Origin of the sequence: Streptomyces liliifuscus (assembly GCF_016598615.1) — a bacterium.
GTDB lineage: Bacteria > Actinomycetota > Actinomycetes > Streptomycetales > Streptomycetaceae > Streptomyces > Streptomyces liliifuscus.
In genome coordinates this window covers 2,713,390-2,734,111 of sequence record NZ_CP066831.1, presented here as the reverse complement: position 1 = coordinate 2,734,111, position 20,722 = coordinate 2,713,390, and the positions used below count along the sequence as shown (strand labels likewise).

Below are 20,722 nucleotides of genomic sequence, written 5' to 3'. Positions count from 1 at the left end.
CTCCTAGGTCAGCCCTTGATGCCCGTCTGCGCGACCCCCTGCACCAGCCAGCGCTGGAGGAACAGGAACACGAGAACCAGGGGCAGGATCGAGATGGCGGTGGCCATGAAGATCAGATGGAAATTGACGGTCTGGTTGGTCATGTACGAGGAGAGCGCGACCTGCACGGTCCACGCCTCCTGGTCCTGGCCGATGACCAGCGGCCACAGGAAGGCGTTCCAGCCGCTGATGAAGGTGATCGTCGCGATCGCGGCGAAGAAGTTCAGCGAGTTGGGCACGACGATGCGCCAGTACGCACCCCAGTACCCGAGCCCGTCCACGCGCGCCGCCTCCTCCAGTTCTTTGGGGAACCCCAGGAAGTACTGCCGGAACAGGAAGCAGGTGAAACCACTGAAGAGCCCCGGAACGATGAGACCTTGCATACTCGACACCCAGCCGAGCGACGAGACCAGCACGAAGCTCGGTACGAAGGTGACGGCGGCCGGGACCATCAGGGTCACCAGGACCGCGTAGAAGATCTTGTTGGCGTGCTTGTACGGGATGCGGGCGAGGCCGTAGCCCGCGAGCGAGCAGACCAGCAGGGTGCCGACGGTGTGCAGGACACCGACGATCGCCGAGTTCCACAGGGACCGGGCGAACGGGACCGTCGGGTCGTCGAACAACTCGGTGACGTTGCCCCACTGGATGTCGGTCGGGAACCACTTCCAGTTCTCGCCGGTGATCTCGGCGTCCGTGGACAGGGCGTTGCGGACGATCAGATAGAAGGGGACGAGGAAGAGCAGGGCGCAGATGCCGGTGGCGATGTAGAGACCGGCGGAGCCGAGCACGCCCCGCCGGTCGCGCCTGCGCTCGCGCCGCTTCGGGGGCTCGGGATCGGCCTTGCGGGTTTCGATGACGGTCGTCACTTGGAGCCGTCCCCCCTTCCGAAGCCCAGGAACCGGCCCTGGAGCATGGTCACCATGCAGATCAGCAGGGTCAGGATGACCGCGCCCGCGCTGCCCGCGCCGTAGTCCTGGTCGTCGCCCAGGGCCGTGTAGTACAGCTCGACGAGAGGGGGGCGGCCCCAGGTCGTCTTCGACAGCAGATTGAAGAACTCGTCGAACGCCTGGTACGCGGCCACGAGCAGCAGCAGGATCACCGCCGTCGAGGTGGCCCTCAACTGGGGCAGCGTGATGTACCGGAAGGTCTGCCAGCCCGGCTTGGCGCCGTCGATCGCGGCGGCCTCGTACAGCTCCGGCGGGATGTTCTGCAGGGCCGCCAGGAACAGGATCATGTAGAAGCCGGCCTGGAGCCACAGGCGTACGGTCACGATGACCAGCCAGTACCAGGGCGGGTTCGGGTTGGCCAGCCAGGCGATGTTCTCGACTCCGAACCAGCCGAGGACGGTGTTCATCATGCCGAAGCGGACACCGCTGAAGATGGACATCTTCCAGATGAGCGAGGCAGCGACGAAGCTGCATGCCGTCGGCAGGAAGAAGACGGACCGGAAGAACGCCTTCATGAAGCGCAGCCGGTGCACCATCAGCGCCAGACCGAGCGACAGCGCCCAGGTGACCGGCACGATGATCGCGGCGAACACGGTGAAGGTGACGAGCGACTTGGTGAAGTCGCCGTTCGTCAGCATCAACTTGTAGTTGTCGAAGCCGATGAACTTGTCGGGCGTGACCGTGTAGCGCGCCTCGAAGAAGCTGAGCCAGGCGCTCCATCCGATGGGGATGTAGACGAAGATCACCAGGCCGATGAGGAACGGGCCGGTGAAGAGCCAGAAGTTGAACGTGCTGCCGCCCATGCCCCGCCGCGGCTTGGTCTTGGAGACCTTGGCCGGGGCGGGGCGCGTGGCGTCACGTGTCGTGGTGGTCGACATGTCGCTACCTGTTGTCCGTCGGCCTATCCGAAGAGCTTCTTGAGTTCGAGGTTGACCTTCTTGTCCGCGGCGTCCAGGGCCTTCTCCGGGTCCATGCCCTTGCGGACCGAGTTGGCGATCACCTCTTCCAGCGCGGTGATCATCGCCTGCGTCCAGGAGATGTTGTCGAAGCGTCCGTAGTCGGTGAAGAGCTTGACGCCCTCAGCGGGCAGGCCCGACTTGAGCTTGGTGGCGGACTCGGCGATCGAGGTGCGCGGCGGGATGTGGAAGCCGTAGCTGAGCGCCCAGTCCTCCTGGTACTTCTTCTGGTCGATCCAGAGCCACTTCACGTACTCCTTGGCCAGGTCGACGTTCTTGCCCTTGGCGTTGACGAACATGGACCAACCGCCGTTGTAGACCGCGGGCTTGGCGCCGGAGGCGGCCGAGGGGAAGGGGAATATGCCGAGGTCGTCGCCGAGGGCCTTCTGCATCACGGGCATGGCCCACATGCCGCACCACTGGATGGCCGTCAGCCCTTGGACCAGCGCGGACGGGTCCCAGTAGTCGGCGGGGGCGTCCAGCAGCAGGTGGCCGCTGGTGAACATCTTGCGGTACACCTTCAGCGCCGCGGCCACGTCGTCGGTGTGGTAGGCGATCTCGTTCTTGTCGTTGAGCTGGTCGGCGCCGGCCGCCCAGACCAGGGCGTAGTTGGTCGACACCATGTTGTTGCCGAGGAACAGGCCCTTGACCTTGTCGGTCGTGAGCTTCTCGGCGGCCTCGGCGAGCTCTTCGAGGGTCTGGGGCACCCCTACGCCCGCCTTCTCCAGCACCGACTTCCGGTAGTAGAAGAACTGGGGGTCGTCGATCATCCGGACGCCGTAGACCTTGCCGTCGACCGTGTGGGACTTGATGTCGGCCGGATTGAAGTCGTCCTTGACCGGGGCGATGATGTCGTCCAGCGGCGCCACCTGGCCGCTCTTGATCATCTGCAGCTGCGGGTGGAACTCGAAGACGTCGGGCGCGTTGTCGGTGAGCAGCGCCGAGAACAGCTTGCTCTCGAAGTTGTTGCCGGTGATCCACTGGGTCGTGACACGGGCCTCGTCATAGGCCTTCGCGTACCGCTTGATGGCCTCCTGCGTCCCGGCCTCCCCGTACGCGTGGAAGTACTGCACCAGCCCCTTGCCCGAACTGCCGCCGCCCTCACGGCCGGTGTTGCCGCCGCAGGCGGCCAGCGGACCCAGAGCGGCGAGCCCCGCCGCGGCTCGCAGTACGGATCGACGGTCCCAGTTGCTGTTGCTCAGTGCCGACATTCTGACGTCCTTGTCTCGAGTACGGCTGCGGCTCGAAATCGCTGCGCGGTGGCGGGACGTTAACCTTCGGCTAATGCTTCGGCAAGGGGTTGGACGAAGTCTGTTCGAAGCGTTGCACCCCGTCCGGAATACCGGACGTGACGGGGTGTCGACGTCAAGAAGACATCGCTAAGAGGACGGCGCTGTACGGCTCTTGGCGGAGGAGGCGCGACGCGGGGCGGCTGTCCTGCCGCCCGCGGGTCTCAGGCCCACCGAGCTGAGGGCACCCTCCAGCGCGAACGTCGCCGCGCCCAGGCACACCGGGTCCGTGGGAATGGGGGAGAGGACGATCTCGGTGCTGGCCAGCGGCCGTCTCAGCGCGTGCCGGGCCACGGCCTCGCGGACCTCGTACAGCAGCGGCTCGCCGAGCGTGGCCGCGACCCAGCTGCTCAGCACGACCACCTCGGGATTGAGGAGGTTCACCAAGTCGGCGATGGCCGCGCCGAGATAACGCGCGGTGACCCGGACCACCTCGGTCGCCACCGGGTCCTGCGCGGCGACCCCGCGGGCCAGCGCGTTGATCGTCGCGGTCTGGTCATCCGGATGCAACAGAGCGCTGTCCGGGCTCGACTCGCGGAGATTCAGCATGATCCCGGGCGCCCCGACATACGTCTCCACGCACCCGTGGTTGCCGCAGTGGCACGGCCGCCCGTCCAGCACGAGCGTGGTGTGCCCCCACTCGCCGGCGCTGTTGCTCACCCCCCGGTGCAGCCCGCCGCCCAGCGCGAGCCCGGCACCGACGCCCGTCCCGAGGTTCACCACCACGGCGTCCCCGCGCCCGCGCGCGGCCCCGAACCACAACTCGGCGACCGCGCAGGCGCGCAGCGGATTGTCCAGATACAGCGGATACGCGATGTGCTCGGCGAGCAGATCGAGCAGCGGCACGTCGTGCCAGTCCCAGTTCGGCGCGTACTCGGAGACACCGGCCTCCCGGTCCACCTGGCCCGGCACGCTGACCCCGACCCCGAGCACCCGGGCGCCCTCGATACCGGCCTGCGCGACCACCGAGCCCACAGCCGAGGCGACATGCCCCACGACCTGCTCCGGACGGATCTCACCGGGGCGCATGTCCTCGTCGGCGCGGGCCAGCACGCCCAGCGCCAGATCGAACAGCTCGACCCGGACGTACGTCTCCGCGATGTCGACGCCGATCAACGCGCCCCCCGACGCGTTGACGGCCACGAGGCCCCGCGGGCGGCCACCCGCGGAGTCCTCGAACCCGACCTCCGTAAGCATCCCCAGGTCGAGCAGCTCACCGACCAGCGTGGCGATCGTGGCCAGACTCAGCCCGGTCGCGGCGGCCAGCTCCTGGCGGGACGTCGGCGACTGGGCGATGATCTGGCGCAGCACCCCATAGCGGTTCGCGGTGCGGATGTCGCGTGAAGTGCGCTTCACCAGAACGTGCCCCCTCGGTCCCTCCAGGCCATGGCGGCCCGACGGCCCCGGCGCGGCGCAAGGCTATGACCGTCCGAGGACTTTCGACAAGGGGTTAGGAAAGGGGCTGTACAAAGTCCCCGCCGCTCACGGCGGACAGGACGGGGACCGAGCCGTCCGTCACCCGCCCAGCACCTCACCGACGAACGCGTTGCGGAACGTCCCCGTCGGGTCCAGCACCGCCGCCAGGTTCCTGAACTCCGCCAGCTGCGGATAGCGTCCGCGCACCACCGGCGCCGCCATCGTGAACACCTTGCCCCAGTGCGGCCGCGGATCGAACGGCGTCAGCGCCTCCTCCACCCGCCGCACCACCGGCAGCACGGCCGCCGTGTCCTCGACCCAGGTGAAGTGGAAGGCCACCGTGTCCCGCCCGTACGCCGGACTCAGCCACTGGCGGTCGGCCGCGACCGTACGCACCTCGCAGACCTGCAGCACCGGCGCGATCCTCTCCCGGATCGCGTCGAGCGCACGCAGGGCACCGGTGGCGTGCGGGCGCGGCAGCAGATACTCCGACTGGAGCTCCGCACCGCTGCTCGGCGTGAACTCGGGCCGGAAGTGCGGCAGTCGCTCGTGCCAGGGCCCCGGCACCCCGAACTGCTGCGTGCAGTTCCCGGCGGGCATCCCCGGCACCGGATGCATCGCCTCGGTGGCCGGCTCGGCCCACGGAAACCCGTCCCACGGCACATCCGTACGCCGCTTGACCCACGCCTGGACGAAACCCGACCGCCGCCAGTCGGTGAACAGACTCACGCTGTAGGCCGACGCCGACACCGTCTCGAAGTCCAGTTCCGCGAGCGCCAGCCGGCCGAACACATGCTGGGCGACCTCGAAGTCCGGCTCCAGGTCGAGCGTCAGCGCGGTGACGACACCGAGCGCGCCCAGTGAGGTCACCGCCCCGCTGAAGCGGGGATCGCCCCGGCCGATCGTCAGGGCCGATCCGTCGGCGAGGACCAGCTCCACCTCCCGTACGGGCGAGGCCAGCGAGCCGTTCGCGTTTCCCGAGCCGTGTGTGCCGGTCGCCACCGAACCCGCCACCGAGATGTGCGGCAACGAGGCCATGTTGGGCAGCGCGAACCCCCGCTCGTGCACCGCCCGCGCCAGCTCCGCGTACCGCACCCCGCCCGCCACTCTGACCGTACGGGCCTCGGTATCCACCTCGACCGACGGCGGCAGCGCGGTGAGCGAGAGGAGCACGCCCTCACTGCCCGGGTCGGCGATCTCGTTGAACGAGTGCCCGCTGCCGAGGACCCGCACGCGGCCGGCCCGCGAGACAAGGGCCTGCAGCGCGTCGAGCGAGTGCGGCCGCTGCAACTCCTTGGCGGAGTAGGTGATGTTCCCCGCCCAGTTGGTCAGAGCCTCTGCCATCCGTGGGTCCTTCCCGGAAGTTCTCGGTGACCGGTGAACCAGTCACATGGGAACCTACCTCGCCCCGTCCCACCCCAGGAGCGCGGGGAACTGCGCGCCCGGCCACAGCCAACCCGCACCTACCCACTCAACCGTCGGACCCCGTCCACTCACCGTCGGACCCCGGTCCATTGACCCTCTCGCTCCGCGAGACCTACCGTAGAGACCGGTTGCTATGAACGCGTCACCGAACCGGAAGGCCACCCCACCTTGCGCCCACGCCCCGCCGCACTTATCGCCATGACAGCCGAGAACGTGCCCCAGATCTTCCCTCCGGACGTACTGGCCCGCCTGGGCAACGCGGTAGAAATCGATCCCACTCTGACGGCCGAGAACTTCGCCGACCCCCGAGTGCGGGAGGCACTGGCCGACACGGAGATCCTGATCACCGGCTGGGGCTGCCCCCACATCGACGAGGCGGTCCTGGACGCCGCACCGAAACTGCGGGCGATCCTCCACGCGGCCGGCTCCGTCAAGGGACTCACCTCGCCCGCGGTCTGGGAACGCGGCATCACCGTCTCCTCCGCGGCCGGCGCCAACGCCCTCCCCGTGGCGGAGTACACACTCGCGATGATCCTCCTGGCGGGCAAGGACCTCTTCGCCCAGCGCGACCGCCTCCGCACCCGACGCGCCTTCCCCTACGGGGAGATCATGCCGGGCATCGGCAACTTCGGCCGCCGCGTGGGCGTCGTCGGAGCCTCCCGGATCGGCCGCCGCCTCATCGAACTGCTGCACCCCTTCGACCTGCGGGTCACCCTCGCCGACCCGTACGTCGACGCGACGGAGGCCGCCGCCCTCGGCGTACCCCTGCTGCCGCTCGACGACCTGCTGGCCACCAGCGACATCGTGACCGTCCACGCCCCGCAGACCCCCGAGACCCACCACCTCATCGGCCGCCGCGAACTCGCCCTGATGCCCGCGGGATCCGTGCTCGTCAACACGGCCCGCGGCGCCCTCCTCGACCACGACGCCCTCGTCGAGGAGCTGCGCGCGAACCGGCTCAGTGCGATCCTCGACGTCACCGACCCGGAACCGCTGCCCGCCGACTCACCGCTCTTCGACCTGCCGAACGTGTTCATCACCCCGCATCTCGCGGGCTCGCAGGGCAACGAGGTGGCCCGGCTCGGTCTCGCCGTCACGGAGGAGGCCGAACGGCTGCTGTCCGGCCGGGAGTTGGCCCACGCGATCGACCACGCCGTACTGGAGCGCACCGCATGACCTCGATCCTGCCCCCGCGTGCCGACGCCGCCGACGCGGGCGAGCCGCTGCACCACTTCTGGTCCGTGTGCGCCGGCGCGGGCCGCGCCGGCGAGGGCCTGCGCGCCTCCTGGCAGGAGCAGTTGCGCCAGGTCGCGGAGGGCTGCGGCTTCCGGTACGTGCGCTTCCACGGCCTCTTCCACGACGACATGTTCGTGTACCGGCTCGGCGGGGACGGACAGGCCGTCCTCAACTTCCAGTACGTGGACGACCTGTTCGACCGGCTCCTCGACGCGGGCGTCCGCCCCTTCGTCGAACTCGGCTTCAGCCCGGGAGATCTGGCCCGCGAGAAGGGCACCATCTTCTGGTGGGGCGCCCACGGCTCCCCGCCCACCGACCTGGTGGCCTGGACGAGCCTGGTCTCCGCGACCGTCCGCCACTGGGTCGCCCGGTACGGCATCGACGAGGTCCGCCAGTGGTACTTCGAGGTGTGGAACGAGCCGAACCTCGACCCGTTCTTCCGCGGCACCCGAACCGAGTACTACGACCTGTACGCGACAACGGCCCATGCCCTCAAGGCAATTGACCCTGCCCTGCGTGTCGGCGGCCCGGCCACCAGCAACTTCGTGCCGGACGCCCGCTTCGACGGCGACACCGAGGACAGGAGCGGCCATGTCACGGTCACCGCCGACAACCTCGACGCCCTGGAGTGGCGGCCCGTCTGGCTGGAGCACTTCCTCGACCACTGCTCCCGCGAGCGGCTGCCCGTCGACTTCGTCTCCTGTCACCCGTACCCCACGGACTGGGCGCTCGACGACCACGGCGAGGGCGCCCACTACACACGCGGCGCCGACGCCACCCGCAGGGACCTCACCACGGTCCGGGACATCGTCGGCAAGAGCCCGTTCCCGGACGCCGAGATCCACCTCACCGAGTGGAGCTCGACCCCCTCCTCCCGGGACCACACCCACGACCACCCGCAGGCCGCCACCTTCGTCGTCCGGGCCAACCTGGAGTCGATCGGCCTCGTCGACTCCCTCGCGTACTGGACGTTCACGGACGTCTTCGAGGAGATGGGCGCCGGGGACACGGCCTTCCACGGCGGCTTCGGACTCCTCAACCAGCAGGGCATACCCAAGCCGACGTACCACGCCTACCGGTTCCTGCACGCCCTCGGCGACGAACTCCTCGTCCGGGTGCCGGGCGCGGTCGTCACCCGGGAAGCGGCGACCGGCCGGATCGCCGCCCTCGCCTACCACTACCCGCCCGAGATGCCCCTCGCCGTGCCCCTCTCGACACCGGACCGCACGGTCGCCGAGGAGACGCTGGCCCTCGGCACCCCCGTCCCGTACACCCTGAGCCTCACCGGACTGCCGGCCCATGCCGCCTTCACCGTGGAGATCCTTGAGCCCGGCAGCGCGTCCGGCGGCGACACCGTCGCCGCCTGGCGCGAGCGCGGCGCACCCGAACCGCTCTCCCGCGAGGACATCACCGCCCTGCGAAGGACGGCCCCGCGCACGGAGACCGTACGGGCCGACGCGGCGGGCGAGCTGACGTACGAACGCCGGCTCACGCCCTGGTCGGTGGTGCTCGTACGGCAGGACGACGGGGGCCCGACCAGCCCGTACGAGCACCCGGCCACCCCATAGGGTGACCGGTACAGACCAGGGGAGGGGAGCCCACCGGTGGCCAAGAAGACGGAGCCCGTGATGGGCAATGACGCCTCCACGGTCCGGGACGTCGCCGCGCGCGCCGGCGTCTCCGCCTCGACCGTCTCCAGGGTCCTGGGCGGCACCTACCCGGTCGCCGCGAGCACCCGCGCCCGGGTGCTCAAGGCGATGCGCGAGCTCGACTACGTGGTCAACGCGCACGCCCGCGCGCTCGGCGGCTCCACCAACAAGACGGTGGCGTTCGTCGTCGACGACGTCACCGGACCCTTCTACGCCCACATCGCACGCGGTGTGGAGGAGCAGGCGTCCGCCGAGGGCAGGCTCTGCATGCTGTGCACCACGCACGGCGACCCGCAGCGCGTCCTCGCCGTCGTCGAGACCATGCGCGAACAGCGGGCCGACGCCGTGATCGTCGTCGGCGGCGCCTGGGAGGACAAGGCCTACCAGGACCGTATGACGCACTTCGCGCACGCCCTGGACCGGGTGGGTTCGCGGCTCGTGCTCGTCGGCAGGCCACCGCTCGGCCCGGGGGTGCCCGCCACCGTCGTCGAGTACGACAACGAAGGCGGCGCCTTCGCGATGACCACCCATCTGCTCACCTCGGGCCACCAGCGCATCGCCTACCTCGGCCGGGTCCCGGGACTGTCCACCAGCGGCCAGCGCCTCAGCGGCTTCCGGCGCGCCCACGAACTGCTCGGACTCGCCCCGGACCCGGCCCTGATCCTGGACGGCACGTTCAGCCGCTCGCACGGCTATCAGGGAGCCCGCCAACTCCTGGCGTCCGGCGCCGACTTCACCGCGGTGTTCGCGGGCACCGACATGGTCGCGGCGGGCGCGCTGCAGGCACTGCGCGAGGCACGCGTGAGTGTCCCCGACGACGTGTCCGTGGTCGGCTACGACGACGTGCCGCTGGCCCTGGACCTCTTCCCGGCCCTCACCACCGTCAACGTCCCGCACGAGGAACTGGGCCGCGCCGCCGTCCGGCTGGCCCTGCACCGCGACGAACTCCCCGGCAGCCAGCACCTGGTGCTCGGCACCCACATCGTCCTGCGGGACTCGACGCGACGACCCGGGCACTGACTTCGCCCGTCCCGTCCCGGACTTGCCCCGTCCCGTCCCCGACTTCCCCGGTCCCGTGCCCGGCTTTCCGGCTCCGCGCCCGACTTCCCCGTTCCGTTCCCTCGTCGCGGCGGTCTCCACGCCTGCCCGGTGCGCTTTTCTGGACAACCGGTCTCTAGAGAATCGGCTGTCCGGTAGCTCCCCATTTTCCGGCTACCGGTTCGAAATCTCGTGCAAAACCGGGTGAGTTGGCCCGGTTCCCCAGTTTTCTCTGCCCGATGTCTTGCCGACGTCCGGGACCGGTTCTAGCTTCCATAGAGACCGATTTCTATGGCGCCCTCGGACGGCAGAACCCGAGCGGCGGACGGTCCCCCCTGTTCCAGTCCCCTCAGGAGCCGCCATGCCCCAGCCTCGTGTCCCGCACCGCGTGACCCTGTCCGCCGCCGCGCTCACCACCGTGCTCGCCCTCACCGCGACCGCCTGCGGCGGCTCCGACGACTCCTCGAACCAGTCGAAGGGGCCGGTCACGCTCGACTACTGGAGCTGGTCGGAGACGAAGAACGTCGACCCCGTGGTGGCCAAGTTCAACGCCACGCACACCGACATCAAGCTCAAGTTCGTCAAGCAGGCCGACAACCCGGGCACGGCACAGAACCTGCGCAACGCGGTCGCCGCCAAGAAGGACGTCCCCTGCCTGGTGCAGAACTTCGGCGAGGTGCCCAGCCTCGTCGGCGAGGGCCTGCTGAGCAGCGTCGACAAGGAACTCAAGCCGTACCTCGACCGGTTCAACCCGGCCGCCCTGCCCAGCGTCCAGGCGGGCGGCACCTACTACGCCGTCCCGACCGGCTTCAACCCGACCTTCATGATGATCAACCGCTCGGTGTACGACAAGTACGACGTCGCCGTCCCCAAGACCTGGGACGACGTCATCGCCGCCGGCAAGAAGCTCAAGAAGCACGGCGTGTACGTCATGAACCTGGCCGGCGAGGACCCGTCCACCCTGGTCAACCTGGTCCAGCAGGCGGGCGGCTCCTGGTACGAGCAGAAGGGCGACAGCTGGAAGATCGACTTCCTGTCACCGGAGTCCCTCAAGGCCGCCGACATCGTCCAGCAACTGGTCGACGGCGGCATGGTCGCCAACCAGACCTACCAGGATCGGCCCGCTCTGATCAGTTACTTCGACTCCGGGAAGATGGTCTCGCTGCCCACCCAGACCTGGCAGCTGCAGAACTACGAACTGAACTACAAGAAGTCCCTCGGCGACTGGCAGCCCATCGACCTGCCCCAGTTCTCCGACGCCACGGAGTTCACCACCTCCTCCTACAGCGCCAACAACGGCGTACTCGTCCCCAAGGGCTGCGAGCACGTCAAGGAGGCCGTCGAGGCGGCGGTGTGGATGAAGACCGACAAGACCGGCATCGACTCCACCTACCAGAAGGACACCAAGCAGTACGAGTGGCCCGGCGCCGTCAAGGACGTCACCCCCTGGGTCGACTCGGTGGTCACCGACAAGCTCTTCGGCACCCACAAGTCCGAGGCGCGCGGTGTGATCCTCAAGTCCGTCGAGCACGCGAGGAGCAACTGGACAGTCGGCCCCAACTACACCGGAGTCTTCGCGGAGTTGCAGGACCAGTGGGCGAAGATCGTCACCAAGAAGATCACGGTGAAGCAGGCCCTCGAGCACCTGCAGGAGTTCACGGTCGACGACCTGAAGTCCAAGAACATCAACGTCGAGGGCTGACCCATGGCAGCTGTCACCGAATCGCCGTCCCGGGCCGCACGCCTGGGATGGCGGCGGATCATGGCCCTCAAGGGCGCCTCGTTCACGGTCCCCTTCTTCCTCGGGTTCCTCCTGTTCACCGTGACCCCGCTCGTCATGGCGCTCAAGGAGAGCCTCTACAGCGAGAAGGGCTCCGGGCTCGGATTCGGCGAGAAGACCGTCGAGTTCGTCGGCCTCGACAACTTCGTCGAGGGCTTCGGCGACGGCCGCTTCTGGGCCTCCATGCTCCGCGTCGGCCTCTTCGCGGTGATCAGCATCCCGGTCATCCAGATCGCCAGTGTCGGGCTCGCGCTGCTCCTCGACGCGGCCTCGCAGCGAGTCGCCGACCGCTTCAGGATCCCGCTGCTCATCCCGTACATGATCCCGGGCATCGTCGCCACCCTGATCTGGATCTACCTCTACAGCCCGGTCGTCGGACCGCTCACCCCCTTCCTCGACCTCTTCGGCATCGACGCCAACTTCTACGGCGGCGAGCTCATCTGGGTGTCCATCGGCAACCTGATGGCGTGGAGCGGGATCGGCTTCAACATGCTGATCGTGTACTCGGCGCTGCGCTCGGTCGACGCCAACGTGTACGACGCCGCCCGCATCGACGGGGCCTCCGAGTGGCGGATCGCCTGGTCGATCAAGGTGCCGCTGGTCCGCCGCTCCCTGGTCCTCACCACCGTGCTCAGCATCATCGGCACCCTGCAGATCTTCAGCGACACGATGCTCTTCAAGTCCATGGCACCGGAGACGGTCACCCGTGACTTCACCCCGATCATGGCGATCTACGACTGGGCCTTCCAGCAGGGCAACTTCAACTACGCCTCCGCCCTCTCGATCATCCTCGCCCTGGTCGTCGGCACCGCGTCCGCGCTGTTCTACCGACTCACGAACAAGGCGCCCACGTCATGACCGCCGTCAGCAGCAGGCCCACGACCGCTGTCCCGGCCGTGCCCCTGCACGTCGCGCGGCGCGAGCCTGCCGCGGCGGGCGCGGGCGGTGTGTCCGTTCCTCGGCCCACGAGCGAGGTCTCCCCTTCATGACCGCAACCATCGACCGGTCCACGACCACACCCCCGCGCCCGAAGCGCCGTGCCACCGCGTCCCGCGAGGGAACCGGCCCCGTCCGGCACAGCCGACGGACCAAGGCCCTGGTCCTCGGCGGAGTCGTGTTCTTCACCCTCTACTCGCTGGCCCCCGTGTGGTGGCTGATCGTCTCGGCGACCAAGAACCAGTCCGACCTCTACACCACCAACGGCCTGTGGTTCTCCGACCTGCACTTCACCGACAACCTGAAGGCGCTGTTCACCTACCAGGACGGCATCTTCCTCAAGTGGCTGTGGAACACGCTCTACTACGGAGTCGTCGGCACCGCCGGCATGACCCTGGTCTGCGTCGCTTGCGGCTACGGCCTGGCGATGTACCAATTCCGGGGCCGGGGCGTACTGATGGGCTGCATCATCGGGTCCTTCCTCGTCCCGCACGCACTGCTCACCATCCCGTCCTTCCTGCTCTTCACGGACCTGCGGATGGTCGACACCCCGTCGGCGATCATCGTGCCGAGCCTCTTCAACGCCTTCTCCGTCTACCTCGCCAAGGTGTACGCGGAGGGCGCCATCCCGCCCGAACTCATCGAGGCGGCCCGCATCGACGGCGCGGGGGAGTACCGCATCTTCTTCACGGTCGGCGCCCGCCTCATGTCCACGGGCGCGGCGACGATCTTCCTGCTCGGCTTCGTCGGCTCCTGGAACTCGTTCTTCGGACCCCTGGTGTTCCTGCGTACGCCGGAGAAGTGGACCGTGATGGTCGGCCTCTACTCATGGCTGAAGGTCAAGGTCGACACGTCCGCCGACCTGACCGGCATGGTGGTCGTGGGTTCCCTGCTGTCGCTCATCCCGATGGTGATCCTGATGATCTCGATGCAGCGCTTCTGGCGCTCCGGAGTCACGCTCGGTTCTCTCAAGTAGCCCCGTCCGCACGGCCGTTCAGGCAGCCGCGCCCGCGTGGCCGCGCCTGCGTGGTTGTGCCTGGGCAGCTGTGCCCGCAAGGCCGCCCAAGTGGCGTGCTGGCAAGGCCGCCGGCGCTCGGCCCCGAACGGCCCGAAGCCCTACCGCCTCCGGCCGATCCGGCCCCTCCCGCTCCCATCCCCGCCGTGAGGATCCCGCATGTCCGTCACCAGAAGATCCGTCCTGGCCGGTACCGCCGCCGGCACCGGTGCTCTCGCGCTGACCGGCTGGTCCTGGACCGCCGCCGAGCAGGCGTCCGCCGCAGGTGTCGAGGAGGCGTCCGCCGCAGGGGCCGAGGAGGCCGGTGGCGCGAGACGCCTCGACCTCGTCGACTTCGGCGACCCCGACTCCGAGACCGCGCACGGGCTGGCCGCCCCCGACTCCGCCGCTGTCGACGGCAACGCGGGCGATCGGGCCCGAGTCGCCAAACCCCTGGCCACCCCCGGCATCAAGACCGGCGACCTGCGCTTCATGATGAGGGTCGACCCCCTCCACCAGAACTACCTCACCGTCAAGTTCTGGGGCGGCGACACCTCCCCGTACAAGACGATCGCGTACATCAACGGCGAGCAGATCGGCTACCGCCGCTCCGGCGACTACGAGGCGCTGAACACCGGCACGAACCGTCCGCTGCCCGGCCGCTTCTTCTACGCCACGGTGATGCTGCCGCTGGAGCACACCAAGGGCCGCGAGCACGCCGAGATCACCCTGCGCACCTACGACGCCGCGTTCACCGCCAAGGTCACGGCCGACTCCCGCGGCTACTACCGCGCGTACACCCACACAGGTGCGTACCTCGACGTCAGCGGCGAGCCGCAGGCCGACTTCACACCGCCCACGGACACGGTCGCGGACCTGTCCGATCCCCAGAAGCAGGCACTTGTCGACGGCTATGTGGCCGGCCAGGTGAAGCTGTTCAACGACCACTCCGCGAAGATCGACGCATCGGCGACCGCCCGCCTCAGCATCGTCCGCTACGAGGACGAACTCCGCTTCTACGCCTCGGCGTTGACGCAATCCGCCTGGTGCCCGGCACGGACCGCCGCCGAGCGGAGGACGGCCCTGCTGCGGATCTTCAAGTGCGTCGACAACCACACCAAGGACTACTACGCCGACACAAGACTCCTGGCCCGCGGTGGCCACCAGGGCGACTGGGGCGGCTACTACGGGGCGCTCGGCGAGGCCCTCTACATCGTCGAGAATCTCGTCGCGGACAACGAGGTCCTCGGCAGGCAGGCCTTCGAGACGTTCCTGGACGAGCCCTTCACCACCGGCACCAGCGAGGGGAAGACCTCGCTCAAGGACGTCGACTTCGACGGCTCACCGCTGACCCGCCGGGCCGCCTGGGGCCGAGTCCTCAAGGCCAACTTCGACTACGCCCGCTCGCGGCTCTCGTACATCTACAACCAGGTGATGTACACGTACGAAGGCGCCTGGGAGGCCCACGAGGGGCTGCGGGTCATCGGTTCGGAGTTCTACGAGGGCAGGGCGCGCAGCCACCGCATCGCGGGCGAGGCGCTCGGCTGGCTGCCCTTCCTCGGCGAGGAGGTCCTCGTCGGCCCGGACGGCCAGGACCTGGACCTCTTCCACTCGCTCTTCTACCATGACACCACGGCCCGCTGGACGGACGACTACACCAAGTACGTCATCAAGGGCCTGGCCAGATCCAAGCTCGACAAGGCCGGCAACCTGGTGCGCCGCCTGCCCCTCGGCAAGCACTACACGACCGTCACCGAGGCGGGCCACACCCGCGAGAACGGCTACGTCGCCAACTACGGCGAGGCCACCAACTATCTGCCCGAGTGGTTCCACCGCACCTGGGGACACCAGGGCGACGAGGAACTCAACGACCGGATCCTGGAGATCGCGCTGCGCAACCTGCACGCCCGCTCCCTGGCCCGTATGACCGACCTCGACGACAACCTCAAGCGCACGATGCGCATGGAGATGGTGATCGACGAGCGCAACACCAACTACCCCGGCTTCCCGGGCTACGTGCTGCGGATCTCCGAGGGGCGGATCCTCAACTACGTGTCCCTGGCCCGGCACATGGCCGAGCACGCCGACCGGTACACCGCGAACCGCTGGGCGGCCACGCGCTCGTACGCCCGCGAGGCGGTCGGCTTCGCCCAGCAACAGCTCGCCGACCACCAGTACTTCAACTCCTTCGCCTCCGTCACCGGCAAGAACAAGTACGACCTCACGCTCGGCGAGACCTACGCCTACCTCAAGGCCCACGAGCCGACCGGGATCGTCCACCCGCACACGGACTTCGCCCACTACACGGCCGCGGAACTGACCGCACTCGCGGTGAAGCGGTCCGACTACGAGCGCTTCGCCTGGGTCGACGTGGACTGCATGTTCGTCTCGCTCAGAGACGGCGACTTCCATCTCTGGGGCCAACTCAACGAACGTCAGCGGGGGTTCGCCCGCAACGGCCGCCTGCACGTCCGGCAGGCGAACCGCGACCACATCGTGCAGATCAACACCAACGGACGCTTCCAGTACGAGGACTACTGGGCCCGCATGGACAACATCGACGTCGACTTCATGGAGGACCAGCAGACGGGCGACTCCTCCGCGCTCCAGGCCCTGGCGGGCGAACTCGCGCCCATCACCCACCAGCCGGGCGTCGGCACGGTCCACCGCGAGAACTTCGAGGCCGACCACGCCTATTCGGGCTACCCGGACCTGCTGACCGCCCGCTACGGCCGCTACTTCTTCGTCTTCAACACGACCCGCGGGACGTACGGGAACGAGCGGGCGTACGAGGTTGAGGTGCCCTCGGCCACCGGCCGGACGGGTTCGACCGGTTCGACGGTTCTGGACCTGGTGAGCGGCAGGGAACTCCCGGTCCGCGGCGGCAAGGTGAAGGTCCCGCCCAAGACCGGCCTGGTACTGAAGCTGCCGACACCGCTGGAGACCGAACTCCCGCCCGCACACGTCGACTTCGTACACACCCTCCCCGGCGACGGAGCGGTCACGGTCACCTGGCAGACAACGGCGGGCGCCTCCCACTACGAGGTACGGCGGGCGACCCGGCAACAGGGCCCGTACAAGGTTCTCGCGGAGAAGGAGACCGGCCGCCACTTCACGGACACTTCCGCCCGCCCCGGCGAGACGTACTTCTACACGGTCACCGCGGTCAACGGCCAGGGTCAGGGCTGGACTTCGCACACGATCCGAACCGAACTCCCGAAGCCCATCTCGCCCGGCCTCAGAAACTCGGGCTGGCGTGACGACGCCCTGCGCAAGGCGAGACCGGGCAGCACGGCGGTACGCGGCTCGACGATACGAGTGCTCGGCGCACGCGGCGACGGACTCGGTGAGGGCGACGACTACAAGGTGCCCTCGCGCGACATCGAAGACCAACTCCACTACGTGAGCCGCCCGTTGGCGGGAAGCTTCACCCTCACCACCCACATCACCGGGGCACGCGGCCCGCTCACCGGTCTGATGCTCCGCGACCGGATCGCCGCCGACACCCGCCACCTGTTCTTCGGCGCGGACAAGGACGGACAGCTCGTCTTCCACAACCGCACCCGCGACAGCCGTCACGACTGGCAGGACGACCTGCGCTCACCCATCACCCGTCGCCTCGACGGGCAGACCCTGGCCGCGACGCCGTACCTGCGGATCGTCCGGGACATCGGCAGCCACCGCGTGCACGGCCAGGTGTCGTCCGACGGCACCACCTGGGTGACGGTCGCGACACTCTTCACGCCCTTCCCGTACGCGGTCCACGCAGGCTTCGCGGCGACGGGCGACGCGGAGTTCGCGAAGGTGGCCGTGGACACCCTCGGCGCGCACGCGCTCCTGCTCTCCGTCGAGCGCGAGGCAGACACCGCCACCGTCCGCTGGAACAAGCCCGACGACGCCCTGACCTTCACGCTCTCCCGCTCAACGGGCGGCGGACAGTGGGAGGTTCTGAAGGAGGACACACGCGAGTACACGTACGAGGACAAGAACCTGCGCCACGGCACCCGCTCCTACAAGGTGACGGCGACCCTCGTCGGCGGCGGCACCCGCGACTCGGCCGTGGCCGTGGCGGTCGCCGAGACCTTCGCCCAGGTCCTCGCCCGGGCCCGGAAGGCGGACGCCGCCGAGTGGACGAAGAAGTCGTACGCGGCCTTCACGGCCGAGCTCGACCGCATCGAAAAGGCGACCGGCGACCCGGAGACCGACCGTGTCGACGCCGTGTACGCGGCCCATGAACTCCTGGTCTCCATTGACACGTTGCTGCGGAAGTTCCAGGTCACGCCATCCATGGTGGTGGCCTCCACCACCCAGTGGCCCGGCACCGGGACCAAGGAGGCCGCGGGCTGGCGGGCCTTCGACGGCGACATCTCCACCTACACCGACACCACGGCCGCCGAGAGCTGGATAGACATCGACGCGGGCGCCTCGGGCCCGATCACCGTCGACCGCATCCGTCTGTACCCGCGCGGCGACCAGCTGAGCCGCGCCAACGGCACGGTGTTCCGCGGCTCTGACGAGGCCGGGGCCGGCTGGACCGACTTCCATACGGTCGGTGGGGTCGACACGGCCCGGTGGTACGAGTTCCGGCTCGCCGAGCGGGTGTCGTATCGGAGGATCCGCGTTTTTGACGGGCACAACGGGCGTTGCAATGTGGGGGAGATCGAGTTCTGGTATCAGCTGCCCGATGAGGGGTGATCGCTGCGGGTTCGTTGTGGCTGGTCGCGCAGTTCCCCGCGCCCCTTACGGGGCACGGAGGGGGGACCACTCTTGCACCAGGGAGGCCAGTTCCCGGGGGCGTTCCTCGTGCAGGTAGTGGCCGCAGGCCTCGAACACCTCGATGCGGGAGTCTGGTCGGGTGAGGGTGCTGCGCTCGAAGGCGGCGGCGGTGGCGGTCGCGTACACGGCCAATACGGGGCAGTCGCGGCGACCCAGGTATGCGCGGGTGGCGGGCCGCAGGCCGAAGGCGTCCGGGGCCAGGTACATGCCGTCGCGGCACAGGGCCAGGACCTCTGGGTCCATGCAGGCCATCAACTTCCGCTGCCGGTCGCGCAGTTGGTCATGTTCACCCGGCCGGAAGGCGCTCTCCACGAAGCGGGCGGCCCACTCCGCGCCTTCTCTCCGTAGCTCCTCCTGCTCCCGGGGGATGCGTACGGCCTCGCCCTCGTCGGCTCCGTACGCCGGGTCGACGACCACCAACGCCCGTACGAGACGGGGGTGTTCCACCGCGAGAGCCGTGACCGCCTGGGCGCCCATCGAGTGGCCGACGGCGATCACCGGGCCCGGGTCCAGCCGGCCCAGCAGGTCCGCCAGGTCGGCGGCGAAGTCGCGCGGGCCGTAGCCGCTCGGCGGCTTCGGGGAGCGGCCGTGGCCCCGCAGGTCGGGGACGATCACCCGGTGCCGCCAGTAGGGGAGGGTGGGCGCCCAGTCGTCGGCGTCGCCGCCCCAGCCGTGCACCAGGAGGAGAGCCGGTCCCGTGCCGGGGTGGTCCGCGTGATGGAGGGCTACCGGAGGGGAGGTGGTCACGAAGGCGACTCTAGACGCGGCCCCGCCACCAGGAGGGACTCGCCACCAGGAGGGACCCGGCACCGCGGCCCCGGGAGGAGGGGCATACCGTGAGGAGTCGAGCACAGCAGCCGGGAGCACCGGGAGCTAGGAGGACGGGATGGGCAGCCGTACCGCGCTGGTCGAGGACCTGATGGAGAGGTTCCCGCACGTACCGCGGGAAGCCGTCTTCAAGGAGGACCTGCTCCGTGGGGGTGTGGCCTTCGACGACTCCGCACTCAGTGACAACGAGGACGGGGACGTCAAACCGAAGTCGTACTTCATCTTCTCCTTCGACCACGGCACCCTGCCCGAGCTGGGCGAGGCCGCGCTGCGCCGCCCGCCGGAGGAGATCATCCTCACCGGCGGCCCGTACGACCTGCGCCGGACCGTGGTGTCCGTGCGGGTGAACCCGTCCTCGCCGTACCGCGTGGCCGCAGGCGAGGACGGCGTGCTCGGCCTCTACCTCGACGGGAAGCGGATCTCGGACGTCGGGGTCCCGCCGATGCCGGAGTACTACCGGCACAAGCTCTCCAACGGGAAGTCCGTCATGGAGGTGGCCCCGACGATCCAGTGGGGCTACCTGATCTACCTGACCGTCTTCCGGGTCTGCCAGTACTTCGGCGCCAAGGAGGAGTGCCAGTACTGCGACATCAACCACAACTGGCGCCAGCACAAGGCGGCGGGCCGCCCGTACACCGGGGTCAAGGACGTGGACGAGGTCCTCGAAGCCCTGGAGATCATCGACCGCTACGACACGGCGAAGGCCTCCACCGCCTACACCCTCACCGGCGGCGCCATCACCTCCAAGCTCCAGGGCCGTGACGAGGCCGACTTCTACGGCATGTACGCCAAGGCCATCGAGGAGCACTTCCCGGGCCGGTGGATCGGCAAGGTCGTGGCCCAGGCACTCCCGCGCGACGACGTGCAGCGCTTCAAGGACTACGGCGTACAGATCTACCACCCCAACTACGAGGTGTGGGACGAGTACCTGTTCAAGATGTACTGCCCGGGCAAGGAGCGGTACGTCGGCCGCGACGAGTGGCACAAGCGCATCCTCGACTCGGCGGAGATCTTCGGCGCGCGCAATGTGATCCCCAACTTCGTGGCGGGCGTGGAGATGGCGGAGCCGTTCGGCTTCACCACGGTCGACGAGGCGATCGCGTCCACGACGGAGGGCCTGCGCTTCTTCATGTCGCAGGGCATCACGCCCCGCTTCACCACCTGGTGCCCGGAGCCGACGACCCCGCTGGGCAAGGCGAATCCGCAGGGCGCCCCGCTGGAGTACCACATCCGGCTCCTTGAGGCCTACCGCTCCACGATGGAGGACTTCGGGCTCTCCTCGCCGCCCGGATACGGTCCGCCCGGGCCGGGCAACGCGGTCTTCTCGGTGAGTTCCTTCATGGACAGCCTGCCGGCGAACGAGGTGACGGAAGAGGTGCCCGCGGTCTGAGGGGACGGGGCGGATGGGGACGT

At 68.8% G+C, this 20,722-nt stretch carries 14 protein-coding genes; 8 read left to right on the top strand and 6 right to left on the bottom strand.

Annotation, left to right across the window (positions count from 1 at the left end; genetic code table 11):
- Positions 1-8 precede the first annotated feature (8 nt).
- From JEQ17_RS11565 to JEQ17_RS11545, 5 genes are all read right to left on the bottom strand, one after another.
- Positions 9-827 (bottom strand): carbohydrate ABC transporter permease, encoded by an 819-nt coding sequence (locus JEQ17_RS11565; protein ID WP_234048708.1) that lies wholly within the window; start codon positions 825-827, stop codon positions 9-11.
- Between the two features lie 74 nt (positions 828-901).
- Positions 902-1,864 (bottom strand): carbohydrate ABC transporter permease, encoded by a 963-nt coding sequence (locus tag JEQ17_RS11560; RefSeq protein WP_200395169.1) that lies wholly within the window; start codon positions 1,862-1,864, stop codon positions 902-904.
- Positions 1,865-1,887: 23 nt separating this feature from the next.
- The gene (locus JEQ17_RS11555; protein ID WP_200395168.1) at positions 1,888-3,153 is read right to left on the bottom strand and encodes an ABC transporter substrate-binding protein; all 1,266 of its coding nucleotides are present in this window, start codon (positions 3,151-3,153) and stop codon (positions 1,888-1,890) included.
- A gap of 168 nt (positions 3,154-3,321) precedes the next feature.
- Complete coding sequence (locus JEQ17_RS11550) at positions 3,322-4,587, bottom strand: ROK family transcriptional regulator (RefSeq protein ID WP_200395167.1); 1,266 nt, start codon at positions 4,585-4,587, stop codon at positions 3,322-3,324.
- A 159-nt stretch (positions 4,588-4,746) separates the two neighbouring features.
- Positions 4,747-5,991 carry an FAD-binding protein gene (locus JEQ17_RS11545; protein WP_200395166.1) on the bottom strand — a complete coding sequence of 415 codons (1,245 nt, stop codon included), beginning with the start codon at positions 5,989-5,991 and terminating at the stop codon, positions 4,747-4,749.
- A 249-nt stretch (positions 5,992-6,240) separates the two neighbouring features.
- Between JEQ17_RS11545 and JEQ17_RS11540 the strand changes: the two genes are divergently transcribed.
- From JEQ17_RS11540 to JEQ17_RS11510, 7 genes are all read left to right on the top strand, one after another.
- On the top strand, positions 6,241-7,248 hold the full coding sequence (locus JEQ17_RS11540; RefSeq protein ID WP_200395165.1) for a hydroxyacid dehydrogenase: 1,008 nt from the start codon (positions 6,241-6,243) through the stop codon (positions 7,246-7,248).
- Positions 7,245-8,876 (top strand): GH39 family glycosyl hydrolase, encoded by a 1,632-nt coding sequence (locus JEQ17_RS11535; RefSeq protein ID WP_200395164.1) that lies wholly within the window; start codon positions 7,245-7,247, stop codon positions 8,874-8,876. The genes JEQ17_RS11540 and JEQ17_RS11535 overlap by 4 nt, the downstream gene beginning before the upstream one ends.
- 36 nt (positions 8,877-8,912) lie before the next feature.
- Positions 8,913-9,977 (top strand): LacI family DNA-binding transcriptional regulator, encoded by a 1,065-nt coding sequence (locus JEQ17_RS11530; RefSeq protein ID WP_383389425.1) that lies wholly within the window; start codon positions 8,913-8,915, stop codon positions 9,975-9,977.
- Between the two features lie 379 nt (positions 9,978-10,356).
- Positions 10,357-11,697: an ABC transporter substrate-binding protein gene (locus JEQ17_RS11525; RefSeq protein WP_200395163.1), complete on the top strand. Its 1,341-nt coding sequence runs from the start codon at positions 10,357-10,359 to the stop codon at positions 11,695-11,697.
- 3 nt (positions 11,698-11,700) lie between these two features.
- Complete coding sequence (locus JEQ17_RS11520; RefSeq protein WP_234048161.1) at positions 11,701-12,633, top strand: carbohydrate ABC transporter permease; 933 nt, start codon at positions 11,701-11,703, stop codon at positions 12,631-12,633.
- A gap of 127 nt (positions 12,634-12,760) precedes the next feature.
- A complete protein-coding gene (locus tag JEQ17_RS11515) occupies positions 12,761-13,687 on the top strand; it encodes a carbohydrate ABC transporter permease (protein WP_200395162.1) in 927 nt (308 codons plus the stop codon).
- Between the two features lie 198 nt (positions 13,688-13,885).
- A complete protein-coding gene (locus tag JEQ17_RS11510) occupies positions 13,886-18,400 on the top strand; it encodes a fibronectin type III domain-containing protein (RefSeq protein ID WP_200395161.1) in 4,515 nt (1,504 codons plus the stop codon).
- Positions 18,401-18,445: 45 nt separating this feature from the next.
- Here the strand turns inward: JEQ17_RS11510 and JEQ17_RS11505 are convergent, their stop codons facing one another.
- Positions 18,446-19,228, bottom strand: a complete 783-nt coding sequence (locus JEQ17_RS11505; protein WP_200395160.1) for an alpha/beta fold hydrolase — start codon at positions 19,226-19,228, stop codon at positions 18,446-18,448.
- 139 nt (positions 19,229-19,367) lie between these two features.
- On the opposite strand from JEQ17_RS11505, the gene JEQ17_RS11500 reads away from it, so the two are divergent.
- Positions 19,368-20,699, top strand: a complete 1,332-nt coding sequence (locus JEQ17_RS11500) for a radical SAM protein (RefSeq protein WP_200395159.1) — start codon at positions 19,368-19,370, stop codon at positions 20,697-20,699.
- Positions 20,700-20,722 lie beyond the last annotated feature (23 nt).

Coding starts and splice junctions, on each gene's coding strand:
- JEQ17_RS11525 (WP_200395163.1), top strand. CDS start 10,357: ATGCCCCAGCCTCGTGTCCCGCACCGCGTGACCCTGTCCGCCGCCGCG.
- JEQ17_RS11545 (WP_200395166.1), bottom strand. CDS start 5,991: ATGGCAGAGGCTCTGACCAACTGGGCGGGGAACATCACCTACTCCGCC.
- JEQ17_RS11515 (WP_200395162.1), top strand. CDS start 12,761: ATGACCGCAACCATCGACCGGTCCACGACCACACCCCCGCGCCCGAAG.
- JEQ17_RS11555 (WP_200395168.1), bottom strand. CDS start 3,153: ATGTCGGCACTGAGCAACAGCAACTGGGACCGTCGATCCGTACTGCGA.
- JEQ17_RS11535 (WP_200395164.1), top strand. CDS start 7,245: ATGACCTCGATCCTGCCCCCGCGTGCCGACGCCGCCGACGCGGGCGAG.
- JEQ17_RS11560 (WP_200395169.1), bottom strand. CDS start 1,864: ATGTCGACCACCACGACACGTGACGCCACGCGCCCCGCCCCGGCCAAG.
- JEQ17_RS11520 (WP_234048161.1), top strand. CDS start 11,701: ATGGCAGCTGTCACCGAATCGCCGTCCCGGGCCGCACGCCTGGGATGG.
- JEQ17_RS11510 (WP_200395161.1), top strand. CDS start 13,886: ATGTCCGTCACCAGAAGATCCGTCCTGGCCGGTACCGCCGCCGGCACC.
- JEQ17_RS11500 (WP_200395159.1), top strand. CDS start 19,368: ATGGGCAGCCGTACCGCGCTGGTCGAGGACCTGATGGAGAGGTTCCCG.